The organism is Paenibacillus curdlanolyticus YK9 (assembly GCF_000179615.1).
Classification (GTDB): domain Bacteria; phylum Bacillota; class Bacilli; order Paenibacillales; family Paenibacillaceae; genus Paenibacillus_T; species Paenibacillus_T curdlanolyticus.
Map to the genome: position 1 here is coordinate 248,153 of NZ_AEDD01000011.1, position 18,487 is coordinate 266,639.

Sequence of the window (18,487 nt, forward strand, 5' to 3'; positions counted from 1 at the left end):
TTGCAGGATGAAATTCGAGCCGATTGCGATCGTCGGGCAGGGCTGCGTGTTTCCCGGTGCGGCGAACCCTGAGGAATTATGGCGCATCGTCGCTGAACGGAGGGAGACGCTGACGGAGCCAGAGGAAGGCGAATGGCGTCTGTCGCGTGAAGCAGCCCGCCGTGGCTCGGACGGGACTGACTGGTCGATCCGCGGCGGATATATCAGAGGGTTCCAATTGGCATTGGATCCAGCCTCGCTGCGGGTTGATTCGGCGCAGATCAGCGCGATGGACCGGATGGTCCATTGGCTGCTTCATGCTGCTGCGGAAGCTCTGCCGAATCCCGCAGCAGGTCCTGACGCGCATAAGCGTACCGGTGCGGTAATCGGCAATTTGTCGCTGCCAACGGTCTCGCTATCTCGCTATGCAGAGCATATATGGCTGCGGGATCAGGACGGGGATGTGCCAAAGGCGCTTCTTGCCCGGGAAGTTGGCGAGCCGCCAGAAGCGGTTAACCGTTTCATGTCGGGTTATCCCGCCCATTTTCTCGCGGAAGCATTCGGCCTAGGGGCTGGCGCGTTCTGCTTGGACGCAGCTTGCGCTTCGTCGCTCTATGCGATCAAGCTGGCTTGCGATCGCTTGCATGACGGCACTGCCGATCTGATGCTTGCTGGCGCCGTCAACGGAACGGATGCGCTGTTCCTGTATACCGGCTTTCGCGCGCTTAAGGCGATCAGCCGAACGGGGCAAAGCCGCCCGTTCCATCCGGAGGCGGATGGCCTTGTTCCCGCTGAAGGAAGCGGCTTCGTTGCGCTGAAGCGGTTGGCGGATGCCGAGAAGGCAGGCGACCGCATTCTTGGCGTCATCCGCGGCATCGGTCTATCCAATGACGGGGGACAAGGCGGCATGCTGGCTCCCGCCCGCGACGGCCAGATTCGAGCGATGCGGCAGGCTTACGAAATGTCGGGCTTGAAGCCGCAAGACATTTCGCTGATCGAATGCCATGCCACAGGTACGGCGTTGGGCGATGCGGTGGAGATTCAAAGCATGAGCGACGTTTTCGCAGGGTTAACAGGCATTCCCATCGGCTCGATCAAAGGCAATATCGGACATCCGGTCACGGCGGCGGGAATGGCAGGCTTAATGAAGATGCTTCGTGCGATGGAAGAAGGGGTTTACCCGTCGACTTTGCATGCTAAGGGTCCGGTGAAGCTGCTGGAAGGGACGCCCTTCCGACTGCCGGAGCCGGGCGAGGCTTGGAAGCCAGAAGCGCCGCGGCGGGCGGCGCTAAGCAGCTTCGGCTTCGGAGGCAACAATGCGCATTTGATCGTGGAACGCTATGAGCCCGAAACCGCAGCTGCGTCAGCAATGCCCGTTAACCATAGAGACGCGGCAAGCTCTACGGCTGCAGATCTGGCGATCGTCGGCATTGGCGTTAGCGCTGGCAGCAGCAGGACGGCAGGGGAATGGACCGCGGCATTGTTCGGAACGGACAATGACGAGCGGACGGATGGGGACGCTTTTCGCACCAGTGACATTGGGCTTGCCTTGCAGGATATTACAGTACCGCCAGTCGATCTGAAGCAAGCGCTGCCACAGCAGGTGATGCTGCTGAGAACGGCTGCTGAAGCAGCGACGGAAGCGGGCGGGCTGACAGGTGATCGCGCCGGCGTATATATCGGTATGCAATGCGATGCCGAGATTGCCCGGCACATCGCACGGGTCCGAATCGGCGATTGGGCGCTCAAGCATCAGAACCGGTTTGATTTTGAAAATGCGGCCGCTGCCGTCGATTCGCTTCAGAGCGCGTTCTACGGACCGCTGGAATCGTCGACGGTCGTCGGATTGCTGCCCAACGTGCCGGCCAATCGGCTTAACAAGCATCTGAAAATTTCCGGACCGGGCTTTACCGTCTCAAGTGAAGAGCTGTCGGGCATAACCGCGTTAGAGCTGGCGTCCCGTGCATTGCGGAGCGGAGAGCTGGACGCCGCCCTTGTCGGGGCGGTCGATCTTAGCTGTGAAACCGTACACCAAGCTGCAGCGGACGCTTTGCTGGAGAGCGGAAAACAGCGGGCCGGCGATGCCTCTGTCGTGCTGGCGGTCAAGCGGCTCGACGATGCCCGGCGTGACGGAAATACCGTCTATGCCGTATTGCCCGCATCCGTGGATGAAGCCGCGAAAACAGCGCTCAGGCTGGGCTCAAATGACGAGGCTGCGGTGCATCTTGCTGCTCGTTTTGGCCACTCGCATGCGGCTTCGGGTCTGCTGCATGTGGCGGCGGGCGCGCTTGCTTTGCACAATGGCTTGCAGCCGAACAGCAGCAGTCGACATCCTCGTCCATGGCTGCGAGGGGAGCGGGAGCGGACGGTTAAGGTTGACATCGATGCGCTTGGCGGGGCGTCGGCCTCCGTCTTCCTGAAGGAAGGGGACGGCGGCGCTCCGTTCTGGCCGAACAACAGCAGTTCCCGCGTGCCGAGGGTGCATACCTATGCAGCCGGTGACCGCGTCGCGCTGCTGCAATCGGTTCGCAATGGAACCGAATCATTGCAAGGCGCCGTTCGTTTGGCTATTGTGGCACACGGGGCCGAGGAGCTGTTGGCAGCGAGAGAAGCAGCCGCAGCGGAATTGGAGCGGCTCGAGCTCGATATGCCTCCCGATTCCGGCGCGTTCCGGGAGATGCCGGGTGTCTATTTTGCTGAATCGCCTGCCAGCGGTGAGCTGGCTTTCGTCTTCTCTGGTGCAGCGTCCGCTTATGCAGGCATGGGCAGTGGGCTGCTGGCGGGCATCCCTGAACTGGGTGCAGCAATTCATAATCGGTTCCGCACAGCGGAGGAAGCTGCCGGCTGGATATACGCAGAACGCGCGAACCGAGCGCCGGATCCGTTATCGATGCTCGGCGGCGCTTCCTTTTTAACGCAGATTCATGCCGCTTTTACGCAGCAGTGGCTGGGGATGAAGCCTCAAGCGGTAATCGGGCTATCCTCAGGCGAGACGAACGCGCTTGCCGCAACTGGCGCATGGAGCGATCTTGACGGATTATTCCGCGATTTGCAGCAGTATGGCATCTATAGCAGCGAGCTAGCTGGAACCTATCGCGTCTTGCAGGAAGCGTGGGGAGAGCCGCAGCCGAAGTGGGAAAATTGGCGCGTGAAGGCATCGCCGGATGCCATCCGCGAAGCGATTGCATCCGAAGAACGCGTCCGTCTTACGATGATCAATGCGCCGGGGGACTGCATGATTGGGGGCGAACCGGCTGCATGCAAGCGAGTGATGGATAAGCTCAGGCCAGCGCCTGCTTATCCGCTCGGCTACGATATGGTCGTGCATTGCCCGGAGCTGGCTGCGATTGCAGCGCGTTGGTGGGAAATTCATCGCCGCCCGACGCAGCCCGTGCCGGGCGTACGCTTTTACTCTGGCGTTCGTGCATCGCATTACGTGCCGGATGCGGATCAGGCGGCTGATGCGCTTTTGGAAATGGCAACGGGTATGATTGATTTTCCGCGTACGATTCGTCAGGCATGGGACGACGGCGTGCGCGTATTCGTCGAGCACGGTCCCCGCAGTTTATGCTCGGAATGGATCGGCCAGATTCTAGCGGACCGCGAGCACCTGTGCGTCGCATTGGACCAGACTGGCGTTGAATCGCTTGAGCAGGCTGCATCGGCAGCCGCCCGTCTATTCGCTGTCGGTATCGATTTGGACATGGGGCGTTTGCAAGCGCGGCTTGACGATCTGGCGTCGGGTCAGATCGCTAGCGGAACAACGGCAAGCATGACGTTCCCGGCGCATCTGCCGGCCGTCGTCCTGCCGAATGTCCGAACACGAAAGCCGGACGCCGAGCATCTAATTGGACAGGAAGAGGTTAAGCAATTGAACAACATACATGTGACAGCGCCGATGCCGGTCCTACCACCGCTTCCCGCACATGCCGGAGAGTCGGCTTATGCGACTACGTTAGCCGGGGAATATGCCCGGACGGCAGCCGCGCATCGTCAATATATTCAGCTGCAGGGCAGAACACAGCTGCAGCTAATGCAGCTGCTGGCGAACAATCGGGCGCTGGGATCTGTGATCGCGCCAGCTGTGCAGGAGTTGGCTGCGGCAGCTATCGTGCCGATTGCAACAGCTGACATGCCAATCGCTACAGCTACTGCGCCTACAGCTTCAATCAAATACGCACCATCCAATGCGGCTGTAACGGCGCCGATACCGAACTTCGTACAGGCTGAGCAGACAGAGCCCGCAACAGCGAAGAAGCTCAGTTTCACGCGTGAGCAGCTTGAAAGGTTATCATCTGGTCGAATCTCCGACGTATTCGGCCCTGCGTTCAAGGGACAGGACGGTTTTGCGCTGCAGGTGCGCATGCCGGAGCCGCCGCTGCTGCTGGCGGACCGGGTCGTACAGCTTGAAGGCGAGCCGCTTTCCATGGGACTAGGCTCGATTGTAACCGAAACCGATGTGCGTTCCGACTCCTGGTACTTGCACAAGGGGCGGATGCCGTTTGGCATTATGATCGAATCCGGACAGGCGGATTTGCTGCTCATTTCATGGCTTGGCATTGACCAGCTCAACCGGGGCGAACGCGTCTACCGGCTGCTCGGCTGCGAATTGACTTTCCACGGCTCTCTGCCTGCTCCCGGTGAAACGCTGAACTACGACATTCGCGTCGATTCGCATGCGAAGCATGGAGATATCCGTCTGTTCTTCTTCCGTTACGATTGCACGGACAATCAAGGCAACCGAAGAATGACGATGCGGCATGGACAAGCCGGGTTCTTCACGAACGAAGAATTACGGGATTCGGCTGGCGTCATCTGGGATCCGGCAAACGTAGAAATTCGCCCGGATGCGCAGTTGGATTCGCCTCATGTCCACAGCGCTAAATCGCGGTTTTCAGCGGATGAGGTTCGCGCTTTTGCTGCTGGAGATACCTATGGCTGTTTCGGCGAAGGCTATGATTTTGCACAGACTCACACATGTTCGCCTTCGATTCAGAACGGCCGAATGCTGCTGCTGGACGAAATAACCGTATTCGAGCCTTATGGGGGGCCGCTTGGACGCGGCTATCTTCGCGCAGAGACAAGCTTGAGCGGGGAAGAGTGGTTTTTTGCCGGACACTTCAAAAATGACCCGGCGATGCCGGGGACGCTTATGCTGGAAGGCTGCGTACAGGCAATGTCCTTCTACTTGGCGGGGCTCGGCTATACGCTGCGCAAGGACGGCTGGCGCTTCGAGCCGGTGCCGGATCTGCCGTATCGGATGATCTGCCGCGGCCAGGTGACGCCGGAATCCCGCCGTCTGATTTATGAGGTGTTCGTCCAAGAAGTCATCGACGGGCCGAAGCCGATGGTTATTGCCGACGTGCTGCTGACCGTTGACGGACGCAAGGCATTCCATTGCAGCCGGCTTGCCGTGCAGCTTGTGCCTGATTTTCCGCTGCATACGGAGCTGCGCCATCTTGCTGAAGGCGCATCCGGCGACCCGCGGGCGGCTGCGTCGGCTGGCGTAACCTTTGACTATTACTCGCTGCTCGCTTGCGCATTCGGCAAGCCGTCCCATGCGTTCGGAAGCCGGTATGCCGCCTACGACGAGGGCAAGCATGTGCCGCGTCTGCCCGGACCGCCTTATCATTTCATGTCGCGGGTCACGGAAGTTAGCGGACAGCTTGGCGTGCCGAAGAACGGAACGGTCATTACGGCTGAATACGATGTTCCGCCGGATGCATGGTACTTCGAAGAGAACAGCAGCGCTACGATGCCATTCTGCGTGCTGCTGGAGGCTGCATTGCAGCCATGCGGCTGGCTTACGTCCTATCTCGGCATTCCCGAATCGCCGGAGCAAGATGCTTATTTCCGCAATTTGGATGGAAAGGCGACACTGCATCGGGAAATACTGCCCGGCGCAGGCACGCTGCGTACCCGGGTGAGCATGACCAGCCTGTCGCGAATGGGCCATACCTATATTGAATCGTTCCAGGTGGATTGTTTCCTGAAGGATGCACCGGAAGCTCCGGTATTCACGATGTCGACTGTGTTTGGCCATTTCACGCTGACGGACTTGTCCAATCAGGTCGGTCTTGGAGCAAGTGCGGAAGAACGGGAACGAATGCAGGAGCCATCCGATTTCGAGGTTGATTTGCGCGGGAATGATCGCCTCTTCAAAGCGGGAGCGACGGCAGTTCGGCCCCAGCTCGCCGGCGGCAAGCTGCTGATGCTGGATCGCGTAACCGGCTATTGGCACCAAGGCGGCAAACATGGCCTTGGGCGGTCCAGAGCGGAGAAGCGGGTCGATGCAGGCGATTGGTTCTTCAAGGCGCACTTCTACCAAGACCCGGTGCAGCCCGGATCGTTGGGCGTTGAAGCAATGCTTCAACTGCTGCAGTTCCATATGCTCCAGGAGGGCATGGATTCGGGCATGAAGCAGCCGCGTTTCGAATCGCTCGGAACGGGCATGGAGATTGTGTGGAAGTACAGGGGGCAGGTTACGCCGCAGAAGGATAAGATCGTCGTGGATCTCGATGTGCTGGAAACCGGCCGCGACGAGCGAGGCGTATACGTCGTCGCCGAAGCATCGCTTTGGGCGGATGAGCTGCAAATTTATTATGTTCCACGCATGGGGATGCGGATTGTGGATGACGGCGGAGACGGGACGCAGCTGCGCGAACATGAGGCGGAACCGGAAATAGCCATCGAAGAAACGTTATTTGATCCAACGGAGCAGGCATGGGTCTGGGACCATTGCCCGACGTATACCGCGCCGGCGCTGCCTTCGACCTTTATTATGGAGGCAATGGCGACGGCTGTGCGCAATCGGGAACCGCATTTATCCGTCGTAGGCGCAGCGGATGTACAGTTCAAGCGATGGCTGATCTGCGATCATCCCCGCCGATTGCGGACCGAAGTGCGCAAGACAGCGTATCAAAATGGAAGCGCGGAATGCTTCTGGTATGACGCGACGCTTTATGCTTGGCGGGAGGCATCAGACCCCCGGTTGTCCCGATTTGAGGAGATCGCATCAGGCCGATTCGAGCTATCGCGCCGCTACCCGGTTATGGACGAGGCGGCAAGCCGGCCATTGGAGCCGCTCATCGATCCGATGCCTGCTGCTGATCCGTACGATACCGGACGGCTATTCCACGGACCGGCCTTTCAGGTCGCAAGGAAGATCGTACGCGGCATGAATGGCGCTTCCTCCCTTTTGTCGGCAGCAGGCAATGCAGCGTGGGACGTTGCAGTTCTGGCAGGATGCTTGAATCCGCTCTTATTGGATGGAGCCACGCATGCGATTCCGCATGACGAGCTGAACCTATGGGCTTCCGAAATCGATGCGGACACGGTAGGCTATCCGCATCGCATGACCGTTTGCCGTTTCTACGGGGAAACGCCATATGCAGGCGAAGTTCGCTGCGAAATTCGATTCGACGGCTTCGAGGGAAGCGGTCGTTACCCGGCATTTTGTATTAGGCTCTATGCTGGCGATAAGCTCTGGGCAGCGATTCGGCTCGTCGAAGTGCTGATGCCTAAGGGGCGGATCGGTCTGGGCAATGGACGGGATCGGAAAGCTTTTTTGCAGGAAGGCCTTTATGTGGAAGGAGTAGGGTTGTCCCGTCATGAGGGAGCGTTTACGAAGCTGACGGAAGCCGAAGTGCGAGGATCGGATTGGCTAGCGGGCACCGTCGCGGCCGTTTATGGCGCAGGTGCATCAGCGAGTTATAAGGAGCTTACGCGGATGGCAGCGATCAAGGACCATGTGGCGCAAATCGCATGCGTTCATCCTTCCACCGTGAGTTTGGACGAAAGTGATCGGTGTGCGTTCAGCTCGGTATATCCGTATGAGCGCTTTCCGATCACAGTCGAGGAACGGGACGGGGAAATCCGCGTTAGCTCACAAACGCCGGTCCGTGATATTGAAGGGGCTATGGGTTACTGGAGGGATAAGCTCGACAGCCATAACTGGCTCGGCGAAGATTTATACCGGGCGCTGATCGGCAGCTTCGTTGGCCGGTTCGTTGTCGAGGATCCCGTACGGTTCGCACAAGCGAGCCAAGGCCCGGTGTTGTATCTCGCGAATCATCAAACAGCCGTTGAATCGCTGCTGTTCGCCTGTCTGGCGGAAGGGCTGACGCGAAGTCCCGTCGCAGCGATTGCCAAGAAGGAGCATCGCGATTCCTGGATTGGCCAAATGCTAGCTTATCTTGCAGCGAGCCCGCATGCGCGGTTTACGATTCCGATTGTCTACGTTGACCGGGAAGATCAAGGATCGATGCTTCAAACCTTGAAGGAGCTTGCCATCCGAATGCGCGAGACGAAAGAATCCATTCTTGTCCATGTTGAAGGGACCCGGGCACGGAGTGAGCACAAGGAGGTCGAGGTCGTAAGCGGCATTTGGCCGGACCTTGCCCTGCAGGGAGGCATTCCGATTGTTCCGGTCCGGTTCACAGGTGGTTTGCCAGCGGAAGAGTCTGAATCGCGGCTGGAGTTTCCTGTCGGATATGGCAGGCAGCATTATCAGATCGGCAGGCCGATTTTCCCGGACGAGCTTCGAGCACTGCCTTTGCCAGCGCGCAAGCAGCTCATTCTTGATGCACTGAACGGTGCCGGTCGGAAGCCTGTGAAGGATGCGCATCATCAAAATGCCGACCGCACGGGCAATCCAGAATTGGCCGAAGCGATTAGTGCCCTGATGGGACAAAGCGGCTTGCCGTATGAGCAGGCTGTGCTGCTGGCCTCGCTTGCGCGCTTGGGCAAGCGCAGCGACGAAGGTTCAGCGGTGCTGAATGGCTTGTCGGCTGGGAAGCTTCGCGTCGGCAGCGGTCCAGATGGGCAATGGCTCGCGAAGTTCGCAAGCTGGCTGTACGGTGAAGCGGGACCGAAGGTGCAAGTGACGAAACGGAGGAATAACACGCATGCAGACCATGCTTAGATGGATACCCGGCGACGCGGCGCCAGCTTTTATGCAAGAAGAACTTACGGCGCTGACCGCTCGCGTGCGCGAGCCTGCGTACATCGTCGGCAACAGCGAAAGCGGCTCGCTAGGGCTCGCGCTGGGAGGGGCTATTGCTCCCGCGGGGAACGCGAGTGGAACGGACTATTCGGTTGCGGCTATGCTTCCTGCGCTCTATCCCGAGTGGCTAGGAGGAGGCTCCTTCACGCGGGCGCATGGCGTACGCTTTGCTTATATCGCTGGCGAGATGGCGAACGGGATTGCGACTGCGCGAATGGTCATTGCAATGGCGAAGGCCGGCATGCTCGGCTTCTTCGGCGCAGCGGGCCTTCCGCTTGAGCGCGTACAACAAAATCTCGACGTCATTCAGGCTGAGCTCGATCCAGTCGGGCTGCCTTGGGGCATCAACCTGATCCATACGCCCAACGAGCCTGCGATGGAAGAGCATATCGTCGATTTGTATCTCCGTCGAGGCGTAAGACGCGTATCGGCTTCCGCTTTCATGGGGCTTACGCCGAGTATCGTACGTTACGCGTGCAGCGGACTTTCGCTCGACAATAACGGCGTGATTCGCCGCAAAAACCATCTTTTTGCGAAAATCTCGCGTCCCGAGGTCGCGAGGCCATTCATGTCGCCGGCTCCGGACAAAATGCTTGCGGATCTCGTGCGCCGCGGCTTGCTCACCGCGGAAGAAGCAAGGCTTGCCGCCTATGTGCCGCTTGCGGAGGATATAACGGTTGAAGCGGATTCCGGCGGACATACCGACAACCGCCCGCTTACGGCATTGTTCCCGGTGATCATGCGCCTGCGCGATGATCTTCAGCGGGAATATCGGTACGCGTGTTCGATTCGCGTCGGCGCTTCGGGCGGGCTCGGTACGCCGGCTGCCGTAGCAGCTGCTTTCGCGCTCGGCGCGGCGTATGTGATGACCGGCTCCGTCAACCAATCGGCGGTCGAGTCGGGCCTCTCCGAAGACGGACGGGCTATGCTGGCTGCGGCCGGACTGGCAGATGTGGTGATGGCCCCGGCCGCCGATATGTTCGAGCAAGGCGTGAAGGTACAAGTGCTCAAACACGGCACGTTATTCAGCTCGCGCGGTTTCCAGCTGCTGGAGCTATACCGCAGCTTTAACCGAATCGAAGATCTGCCGGAGCATGTCCGCCTTAAGCTGGAGAAGGAAGTGTTCCAAGCGCCGCTTGATCAAATCTGGGCGGATACCGCTCGGTTCTTCGAGAAGCGGGAACCGGGGCAGCTCGAACGGGCCGCACGCGACCCGAAGCACAAGATGGCGCTGATCTTCCGCTGGTATTTGGGCAAAGCAAGCCGGTGGGCAATTGACGGCGCGCAGGAGCGCAAGCTCGATTACCAGATTTGGTGCGGTCCAGCTATGGGATCGTTCAATGCTTGGGTTTCGGGATCCTTCCTTGAACAGCCTCAGAACCGTACGGTTGTCCAGATTGCTTGCAATCTGCTGGAGGGTGCGGCTGTCGTCACGAGAGCGCAGCAGCTCCGGAGTTACGGGCTTCCAATCCCGGCCCAAGCGTTTGATTACAGGCCGCGGTTGTTTCAGCTATGATCGGAGGCGTGTGAATTGTTGTTAGCTTTCTATATCGTTACGCTTGCCATGATCGGATTTTTTACGTTAACCGCGTTGCTCGGGGGCAAGCGGGAGGTTGCGGTGCGCGGATTGACGCTAATCGTGCTGCAAAATCTGACCTGCCTCGCCCTCTGGGCCGGCTATCCGGTCTTTCGCTTCTATGCAGCTCTGGTCCTGTTGATCGGACTGTTTGAGCTTGCTCGTCACTATCGGACCGTTAGCAAAGTACGGCTGCGCTGGGCGATGCCGATGCTTGTCCTTGTAGCGGCAGCTTCCGCAATGCTTTTTCTTGAGGCGGAGCATGTTGGCCGATATGTTGCGCCAGTTGGCCTCGCGCTTGCCGGATTCGCATTTTGGGCATCTGCCAGCAAGGTGCGAGAACCCGCTTTTGGCGCATTTTTTGCCATTGGCATTGTTGCGTTAGGAGCCGGCAGCCTAGCCACGCTGGCGCAAGACGGGGCAGCTCCCGTTGTGACCTTCCTGCTGCTGCTGCAGATGAACGATGCGTTCGGTCTGCTTGCTGGCAAGAAATTCGGTCGAACGAAGCTGTTTCCCCGCATTAGCCCTGGTAAATCGCTTGAAGGCTATATCGGCGGCGCAGCAGGTGTCATCGCCGGCATTCTCATGCTGAACGGGTGGATTCCGGCGCTGGTCGATGCATCGATTAGCAAACAGATCATGATTTTTATTTTTGTGCTGCTGTTCGGCAATATGGGGGATCTGCTTTTCTCCGCGCTCAAGCGCAAGCTTGGCATCAAGGATTTCGGCGGCATGCTTCCCGGCCACGGCGGCATCCTTGACCGATTCGATAATATTGTGTTCGGCGCCCCGCTCTTTGCAATACTATGGGCGGCGCTGCAGTGAATCTTTCAGTGAAAGGAGGGGGAACGATGCTAAGAAAATGGTTTCCAGCGCTGCGCTACTGGAATCTAGCAAATGCGATAACGACCGGGGGAGCCATATGCGGGCTGCTTGCCATGGTATTCTTCGTGCAGAAGCATTACGCCTTGGCGTTTACGTTCTATGGAGCAGCGATCCTGGGCGATTATGTGGACGGCATCATTGCCCGCAAGCTCAAGCAGTCTTCGGCTTTCGGCCAAGAGCTTGATAGCCTGGCTGATGCGATCAGCTTTTGCGTGCTTCCGGCAATCGGCGGCTATATGCTTGGCGTGACGTCTCCGCTCGGTATCGCAGCTTTGGTTCTGTACCTGATAGCGGGACTATGGCGGTTGGCTTTCTTCAACGTAAACGGCTTGGAGGCAACTGGCCGACATTCTTACTATACAGGTGTGCCTACGACGATTGCGGCCAGTTGGCTGCTCGTGCTGAGTCCGCTGTTTCTGGCAGGCGACTTCCGTGGACGTGAGGCAGCATTAGCTGCAATCTTTGCGATTTGCGGCATTCTTATGCTGTCTGCCGTGCCGTTCCGCAAGAACGGCTTGGCTACCAAGGCGCTGTACGTGCTGCTGCCTGTTGCTGCTGTGTTAAATTGGTTTGTGGGAGACCTATGATCCGCCGCTAGTGTTTGGACTCATGGGCTCATAATGAGTAAAAAACCGATTATGGCATCTGCCATGATCGGTTTTTTTGATTAGCATGAGCGCTAACGGACCGTATGAAGCTAGAATAAAAAGTGGACACGATGCTGAGAGATACAAGATAATAATCGCAGCAAAGTGAGGTGTCTGTGGTGAGCGAGCATCGCAAACGGTTTACGGAAGAGTTCAAGAAACAGACGGTAAAATACGTACAAGAACAAACGAAATCAATAGCGGACATTTGTGAGGAGTTAGGGATCGCTAAAAGTACGGTTCATCAGTGGATGAATCAGTTTAGGCAGTTCGAGAACGAATCGGTCAATTTGCCCGAGAAGATTCGTCAGTTGGAGGCACAGAATAAGTCTAAGGATCGCGAGTTGGCGGATCTGCGCGAAGAGATGGCGATTCTAAAAAAGGCACTGCACATCTTCAGCAAGGAAAGGAACTGAGGTTCCAATTCATCGAAAAGTATCGCTCCGAGTTTCGGGTGGAGAAGATGTGCCAGGTGCTGCGTGTTTCGCGGAGCGGATATTACAAATGGAAAACTAAGAAAATCAGTTCGCAAGCGTACCGTAAAGAGCAGGTGGTCAAGCGCATCTCCTACCACTTCAAGGATAACTCAGGACGTTACGGAGCACTTAAAATTACAGCTAAACTGCGTCTTGAGGGGCTCACAATCTCAGAACGAACGGTAGGCAAATACATGAGGGAGCTGAAGTTGCGAGCCTGTGTTTCTCGGAAGTTTCGGGTCACCACCACCGACTCGAACCATGATCACCCTATCGCGCCTAACCTTTTGAATCAGAACTTTAAGGTTTCCCAGCCGAATAAAGTATGGGTTGCGGACATCACCTACATCCCGTGCAAAGGGCAGAAGCTGTATTTGGCAAGCATCATGGACTTGTGTACACGTGAAATCGTTGGCTGGCGGTTGGACAATCACATGACGACGGAACTGGTCATGGGCGCGTTTGAGGCTGCTTATACGACCAAGATGCCAAAGGAAGGCCTCATCCACCATTCCGACCGTGGAACACAGTACACCTCTAAAGAGTACCGAGCAAAACTCAAGGCATGCGGAATGATTGCTAGCATGAGCCGCAGGGGAAATTGTTATGATAACGCCTGCATCGAGTCATTCCACAGCATTCTCAAGAAAGAATTGATCTACTGCTCACCAAAATTCAAATCGCAGCAAGAAGCTTATACTGAGCTCTATCGCTACATTGAGTTTTTCTATAACCGAAAGAGGATCCACAGCTCGCTGGGCTATTTGAGTCCAGTTCAATTTGAGTTGCAATTTTATAAGAAGGCTTCATAAATTTTCACAAGAATACGGTGTCTACTTTCTTGACTGCGGTCCAGTATGGCCGCTAATACGACTAATTTTGCTGTTTTGCGCGTGTAACGGACTCCAGAGCCGTTATTCCCGTCAAATTGGCGAATTGAAGGCGGGTTTTGTGCAAATAGCGGCCCCCGAGTCCGTTAGAATCTCAAAGCCTGTGTTTCTTTCTGAATAGCGGCTTTCCGGTCAGTAATTTGGTTGGCTACCGTGATTCGTTGACTATCCCCAAGCACCTAGCTCCAGCTCGAAATCGTTCGCAAAATCTGGACTGATCGGCGTGACGCGAACGTTTACGTTCGCACGCCATACGTCGATCGGAATGTCGGGGGAAGCGCCCTCATAGACAAACTGCCCAGCAGTCAGCTGGTGCACCGGCTCCAGCTTAGACCGCCAGATGCCTGAGCGTCCGTCAGAGCCGACCGCTTCGACGCGAACGTCCTTGCTCCAGATCGCGCCGAGTGCGATTTCGGCACGGAAGATTGACTTCTGCCGTCCGTTGCTGCCGCCATCCGCATCCAGAAGCTCGACCTTCTTGACATGGACAGCCGACCAGTTATCTCGAATGAATTGCTTGTAGGCGCCAACTCTTGATGCAATTTCCAAGCCGTCTGCAGCGAACCTCCTGCCCCTAGCCATGGCGGGGACATAAATTTGATTCCAATAATCGCTTACCATGCGATGCGTGTTATAGACGGGCGTGAGGGAACAGATCGACTCTTTCATCATATTGACCCATTCGGTCGGGATCGCGGTGTCGCCGCGCTCATAGTAAAGCGGAATAATTTGTTCCTCTAGCAGCCGGTAGAGCATGTCGCTATCCTGCTGGGCTTGTTGATCAGGGTCGCCGCTTGTGTCGCCGTCTATGGCCCAGCCATTTCGCCCATTGTAGCCTTCAACCCACCAGCCGTCGAGGACGCTGCAGTTGATGACGCCATTCATGGCGGCCTTTTGCCCGCTTGTACCGCTCGCCTCCATTGGCTTCACAGGCGTATTAAGCCACACGTCGACGCCTTGCACAAGCTTCTTCGCTTTATCCATCGCATAGTTCTCCACGATATGAACGCGACCCTTGAACCGCTCCTCTCGCGATAGCTCCACGATTTTCCGGATCAGCTCTTTGCCGGGTTCATCCGCGGGATGCGCTTTACCGGCGAACACGAGGCAGACGGGGCGCTCCGGATCGCTTAGCAAACGCGCGAGCCGTTCCAAGTCGCTGAAGATGAGCAGCGCCCGCTTATAAGTTGCAAACCGTCTGGCGAAGCCGATGATTAAAGGGTTTTCGTCCGGCGAAGCAAGCGCAAGCCCTAACTGCTGAACCATCACCGATTTTGCCTGCTGATGCTCCTCCCACAGCTCATGGGCCGGAATGTCTCGAACAGCAGCCCATACTTGGGGCTCCTGTGTACGGAACGCCCAGTCTGGGACGAGATGCTTATCGTACAGCTTCTTTATGCCGTCCGCGAGCCAGGTTCCGACATGGACGCCGTTCGTGACGGAATCGACAGGAATGTCCGGTATCGGAATATGCGGCATCCACCGATGAAACAATTCCCGGGTTACTTCGCCATGCAGCTTGCTTACCCCGTTTACCTTCGATGAAGAGCTGACGGCAAGCCTCGTCATATTGAATACGCCATCCAACTCGCCGAGCGACAGAATTCGCGCTCTGTCCGCTCCCAACTGCCAATAATAACTGCCGAGATAATGGTCAATCATCCCGATGGAGAAGACGTCGTGCCCAGCGGGTACCGGCGTGTGCGTCGTGAACACCGTACTCGCCTTGACGGCTTCAAGCGCCGTCTCGAACGGCACGCCTTCGGCTGAAAGCATGCGGATACGCTCGAATGCGAGGAAAGCGGAGTGGCCTTCGTTCATATGCCAGACAGCTGGCTGAATGCCGAGCGCAGCAAGCAGCCGTGCGCCGCCGATGCCAAGCATGATCTCTTGGCTAATGCGGACATCGGGATGGCTCGGATAGAGGGTGTTGGTCAAATCTCGATCCGCATCGCTATTCGCGTCAACATCCGTGCTAAGCAAGTACAGCGTAACGGAGCCTAATCGGATGCACCATGCGGTCGCGTGCACTTGTCTCCCCGCAATCGTCACATCGATGATGATTGGCCGTTCTTCGGCATCCATGACGGGCTGCAAGGGGTAAATACTAGCCTTCCGATCGACATCGGGATAGTGCTGCTGCTGCCAGCCGCTCTCGTTAATTTGCTGTTGGAAATACCCTTTCTTATAAAATAGGCCTACGCCTGTAAGCGGAATGTTCAGGTCTGCGGCTGCCTTGATATGGTCGCCTGCTAATATGCCTAGGCCGCCGGAGTAAATGGGTAAAGACTCGTCAAGTCCGAATTCTGCTGAGAAATACGCCACCTCGCCATTTGGCATTTTCCCACCTCATTTCGCAATAGTTGCGTTATGCCATGTAAGCGCCTGACTTGATGCCTCTATACTATATGCCGGGCTGCGATCCGCGTGCCTATGCCTTGTGTGAGCTTTCATGCGGATAGCAGGCCAAGGGGGGAATCGGCAGACGAGTGTTGTTTATCGAGCAACGGCGTAAAGAAGAAGAGCCAAGACGGGAGTCTTGGCTCTTTATTGTTAGCTGAAGGGGATGACGATTTTGGATTGGCTGCCTTGCGAGGATGTTGCGTCGGTACGCACTTCGGACGATCCGTTGCCGATTGCGCTCCAAATTTCTACTCTTACTTTGCCGTTGCTAAGGTTGGCGAACGAACCAGTCGAAGATTTCAAGCCTTTGGTTTGGTTGTAATCTTCAGATCCAGTAACGTCGTTCGTTGCAAAATAATTGTACGTTTCCAAGCGGTCATACGTGCCATCGCCTGTGAAGTCATAGGAGATGCGAACTTGAACGCCATTGCCTACCGATGATAACGAGTCAACGAATAGGTTGAACGCTGTTGCTCCGCTATTATAAGTTCCCGTTAGGCCGGATGCTACATAAGTAGTCGGGGAATGAACATTGCCGTCCCAGTTCGCGCCGCCGCCGGAAACAATCGCGTCCGAGCTGGCATTGGAGCCTGCTGTCGCCGACAATGTACCTGTAACCGTCGAAGATGCGCCATCGCGAACAAATAACGTACTAGGCGTTGGCGTCGTAGTCGATCCCGAGTTTGTCGTTACTGTAATCGAGCTGCTGTTTGCGGATACATTACCCGCGGCATCTTTCGCGCGAACCGCATAAGTATATGCCGTGTTAGCGCTCAGGCCTGAATCTGTAAAGGTTGTTCCTGTTACTGTTGCGATCGTCGCTCCGCCTTTAATGACATCGTATCCGGCAACGCCGACGTTATCGGTCGAAGCTGTCCAACTGAGGGAGATGGAGCTCGACGTTTTCGAAGGCGAGCTTACATTGGTCGGTACAGAAGGTGCTGTCGTATCGCTTCCGCCGCCGCCAGTTGTCAGATAAGAGCCAGTAAATGGATTAAATCGGTGAGCAGCGATAATGAGCCAACCCGTACTGGATACGCAGTTTTCCATTGCCATTCTCCAGTAGTTGTTGTTGGAGCCTTTCAAGGAATAAGGAACGCCGCCGAGCAGGGAGCCGCTCGTACCTTGTTTTTTCACAATCTCATTGATGATGGAATCCGCTTTCGTTTGATTGCCTTGCATGTAGTAAGCGAGCGACATGAAAGCGGAGCCTTCGAACCACACATCCGCGCAACGGTTGCCGATCGGATTGCCGTTCTGGTCGTTAGCTACTGCGCAATCGTATTGCCAGTCAAAATCGTATGCCGTTAATAAAGCGCCAGAGCCGTCGTAGGTTAACGATTGAACATATTTCGGGCTCTCCGTCGTTCCGGAGCCATTCGCATTCTCAATGTAGGAAAGCGAAGCTTGGTAATTTCTTGTACCCGACAAGCCCAGAGCGAGTACGCCCCAAGGGTTTACGTCCATTGGTACGGAAGGATCGATGAGGTTCGTGTTGTTTTTCCAGCCGCCTCTCCAGCGGTTGTTCGCGCTGTCCCACACGACATTGTCCAAGAAGCTTTTCACGTTTGTCGCCGCATTGTTGTAAGTCGTTGTACGATCAGGGAATTTGCCTGCATAGTATTTCAAGATTTGGTACATATCCTCGTTCTGCTCCGTGGAGGACCAAACTTCGTCGCTCCAAGCCCCGTTCAGATCCCAAGTCGTGCGTCCGCCGGAGATGCCGCCGTTCGATTTTTGGAACGAAACCGCCCAATCGAGCGCTTTTTTCGCAGAAGCCTGGTAGGTTGTGCTGCCATACATTTTCTCGTATGTCATGTATGCCATAACCATCCATGCGACAGGACCAACATGTTTACGGATTTCTTCGCCGTAACCGTTCCACCAGTAGGAGTTAATCCATGATCCGTCTGGATCTTGAATGGCAACCATTTTGTTCAAAACTTTCTCTGCCCGCGTACGATCGCCTTTCACCATAAACGCAATTGCGGCAACCGCTTGATCGTACGTATACACGATCTGGCGGCGATCCGTTGCATTCCACCAATCATCGAAGCTATCCACCAAACCGTCCAAAGCAAAACCAGTCGTCAAATCCTGCTGAGCCTTCAGCCAAGTGTAGGCATTGTTAGATGCCGTCGCGTTGTCTGCTGCGCTTACACTTGCCGCAGGGAGGGCTTGCACAAGCAGCATTAAGCATAACAATACCGCCACAATTTTCCGTTTTACGTTGTTCACTTTTTTAATTCTCCTCTTCAATTTGTCATTTATATCAAGCGAAAGCCTGAAGCATGACTTAAGGCTTCCGATGTGATACCGCAGGAATAGAGAGATGCTGTAGGTGTGGACAAGGATGTAGGTAAGGAAGAGAATCGAAATGCAGGGAGGTCGTAGGTGTGAGAGAAATGAAAGTTAACTAAATTTAACGAAAGTTTCGAAGTGTCTTGCAATCGTTATTCTAGAAATATTTTCGCTATTCTTGATGAAGGGGTCTAACTAGGTGAATTTTTCTGTGATATTTTTCATAAATCTTCGATTTGTTCTACTTTCCTAGGAAGATCTTTTCTAAAACTTTAGGAAACCGCTTACACCTGTTACTATAATTACGAAAATAAGTTTCGTAAAGA

The 18,487-nt window shown here is 56.0% G+C and carries 8 protein-coding genes; 6 read left to right on the plus strand and 2 right to left on the minus strand.

The features are described 5' to 3' along the window. Positions 1–7 precede the first annotated feature (7 nt). The 6 genes from PAECUDRAFT_RS19925 (at position 8) to PAECUDRAFT_RS19950 (ending at position 13,379) form a co-directional block, all read left to right on the plus strand. Positions 8–8,902 carry a type I polyketide synthase gene (locus PAECUDRAFT_RS19925; protein ID WP_006039948.1) on the plus strand — a complete coding sequence of 2,965 codons (8,895 nt, stop codon included), beginning with the start codon at positions 8–10 and terminating at the stop codon, positions 8,900–8,902. After that, positions 8,886–10,499 (plus strand): PfaD family polyunsaturated fatty acid/polyketide biosynthesis protein, encoded by a 1,614-nt coding sequence (locus tag PAECUDRAFT_RS19930; protein ID WP_006039949.1) that lies wholly within the window; start codon positions 8,886–8,888, stop codon positions 10,497–10,499. Before PAECUDRAFT_RS19925 ends, PAECUDRAFT_RS19930 begins: the two co-directional genes overlap by 17 nt. Before the next feature lie 15 nt (positions 10,500–10,514). After that, a complete protein-coding gene (locus tag PAECUDRAFT_RS24940; RefSeq protein ID WP_006039950.1) occupies positions 10,515–11,384 on the plus strand; it encodes a phosphatidate cytidylyltransferase in 870 nt (289 codons plus the stop codon). Positions 11,385–11,410: 26 nt separating this feature from the next. After that, positions 11,411–12,031, plus strand: a complete 621-nt coding sequence (locus PAECUDRAFT_RS19940) for a CDP-alcohol phosphatidyltransferase family protein (protein WP_006039951.1) — start codon at positions 11,411–11,413, stop codon at positions 12,029–12,031. A gap of 179 nt (positions 12,032–12,210) precedes the next feature. Next, positions 12,211–12,507: a transposase gene (locus PAECUDRAFT_RS19945; RefSeq protein WP_006038594.1), complete on the plus strand. Its 297-nt coding sequence runs from the start codon at positions 12,211–12,213 to the stop codon at positions 12,505–12,507. Positions 12,508–12,518: 11 nt separating this feature from the next. Then, the gene (locus PAECUDRAFT_RS19950) at positions 12,519–13,379 is read left to right on the plus strand and encodes an IS3 family transposase (protein ID WP_233516794.1); all 861 of its coding nucleotides are present in this window, start codon (positions 12,519–12,521) and stop codon (positions 13,377–13,379) included. A 243-nt stretch (positions 13,380–13,622) separates the two neighbouring features. Here the strand turns inward: PAECUDRAFT_RS19950 and glgP are convergent, their stop codons facing one another. Both glgP and PAECUDRAFT_RS26665 read right to left on the minus strand, forming a co-directional pair. Then, complete coding sequence (gene glgP / locus PAECUDRAFT_RS19955; RefSeq protein WP_006039952.1) at positions 13,623–15,797, minus strand: alpha-glucan family phosphorylase; 2,175 nt, start codon at positions 15,795–15,797, stop codon at positions 13,623–13,625. Positions 15,798–16,010: 213 nt separating this feature from the next. Next, positions 16,011–18,098, minus strand: a complete 2,088-nt coding sequence (locus tag PAECUDRAFT_RS26665; RefSeq protein ID WP_006039953.1) for a fibronectin type III domain-containing protein — start codon at positions 18,096–18,098, stop codon at positions 16,011–16,013. Between the last annotated feature and the right edge of the window lie 389 nt (positions 18,099–18,487).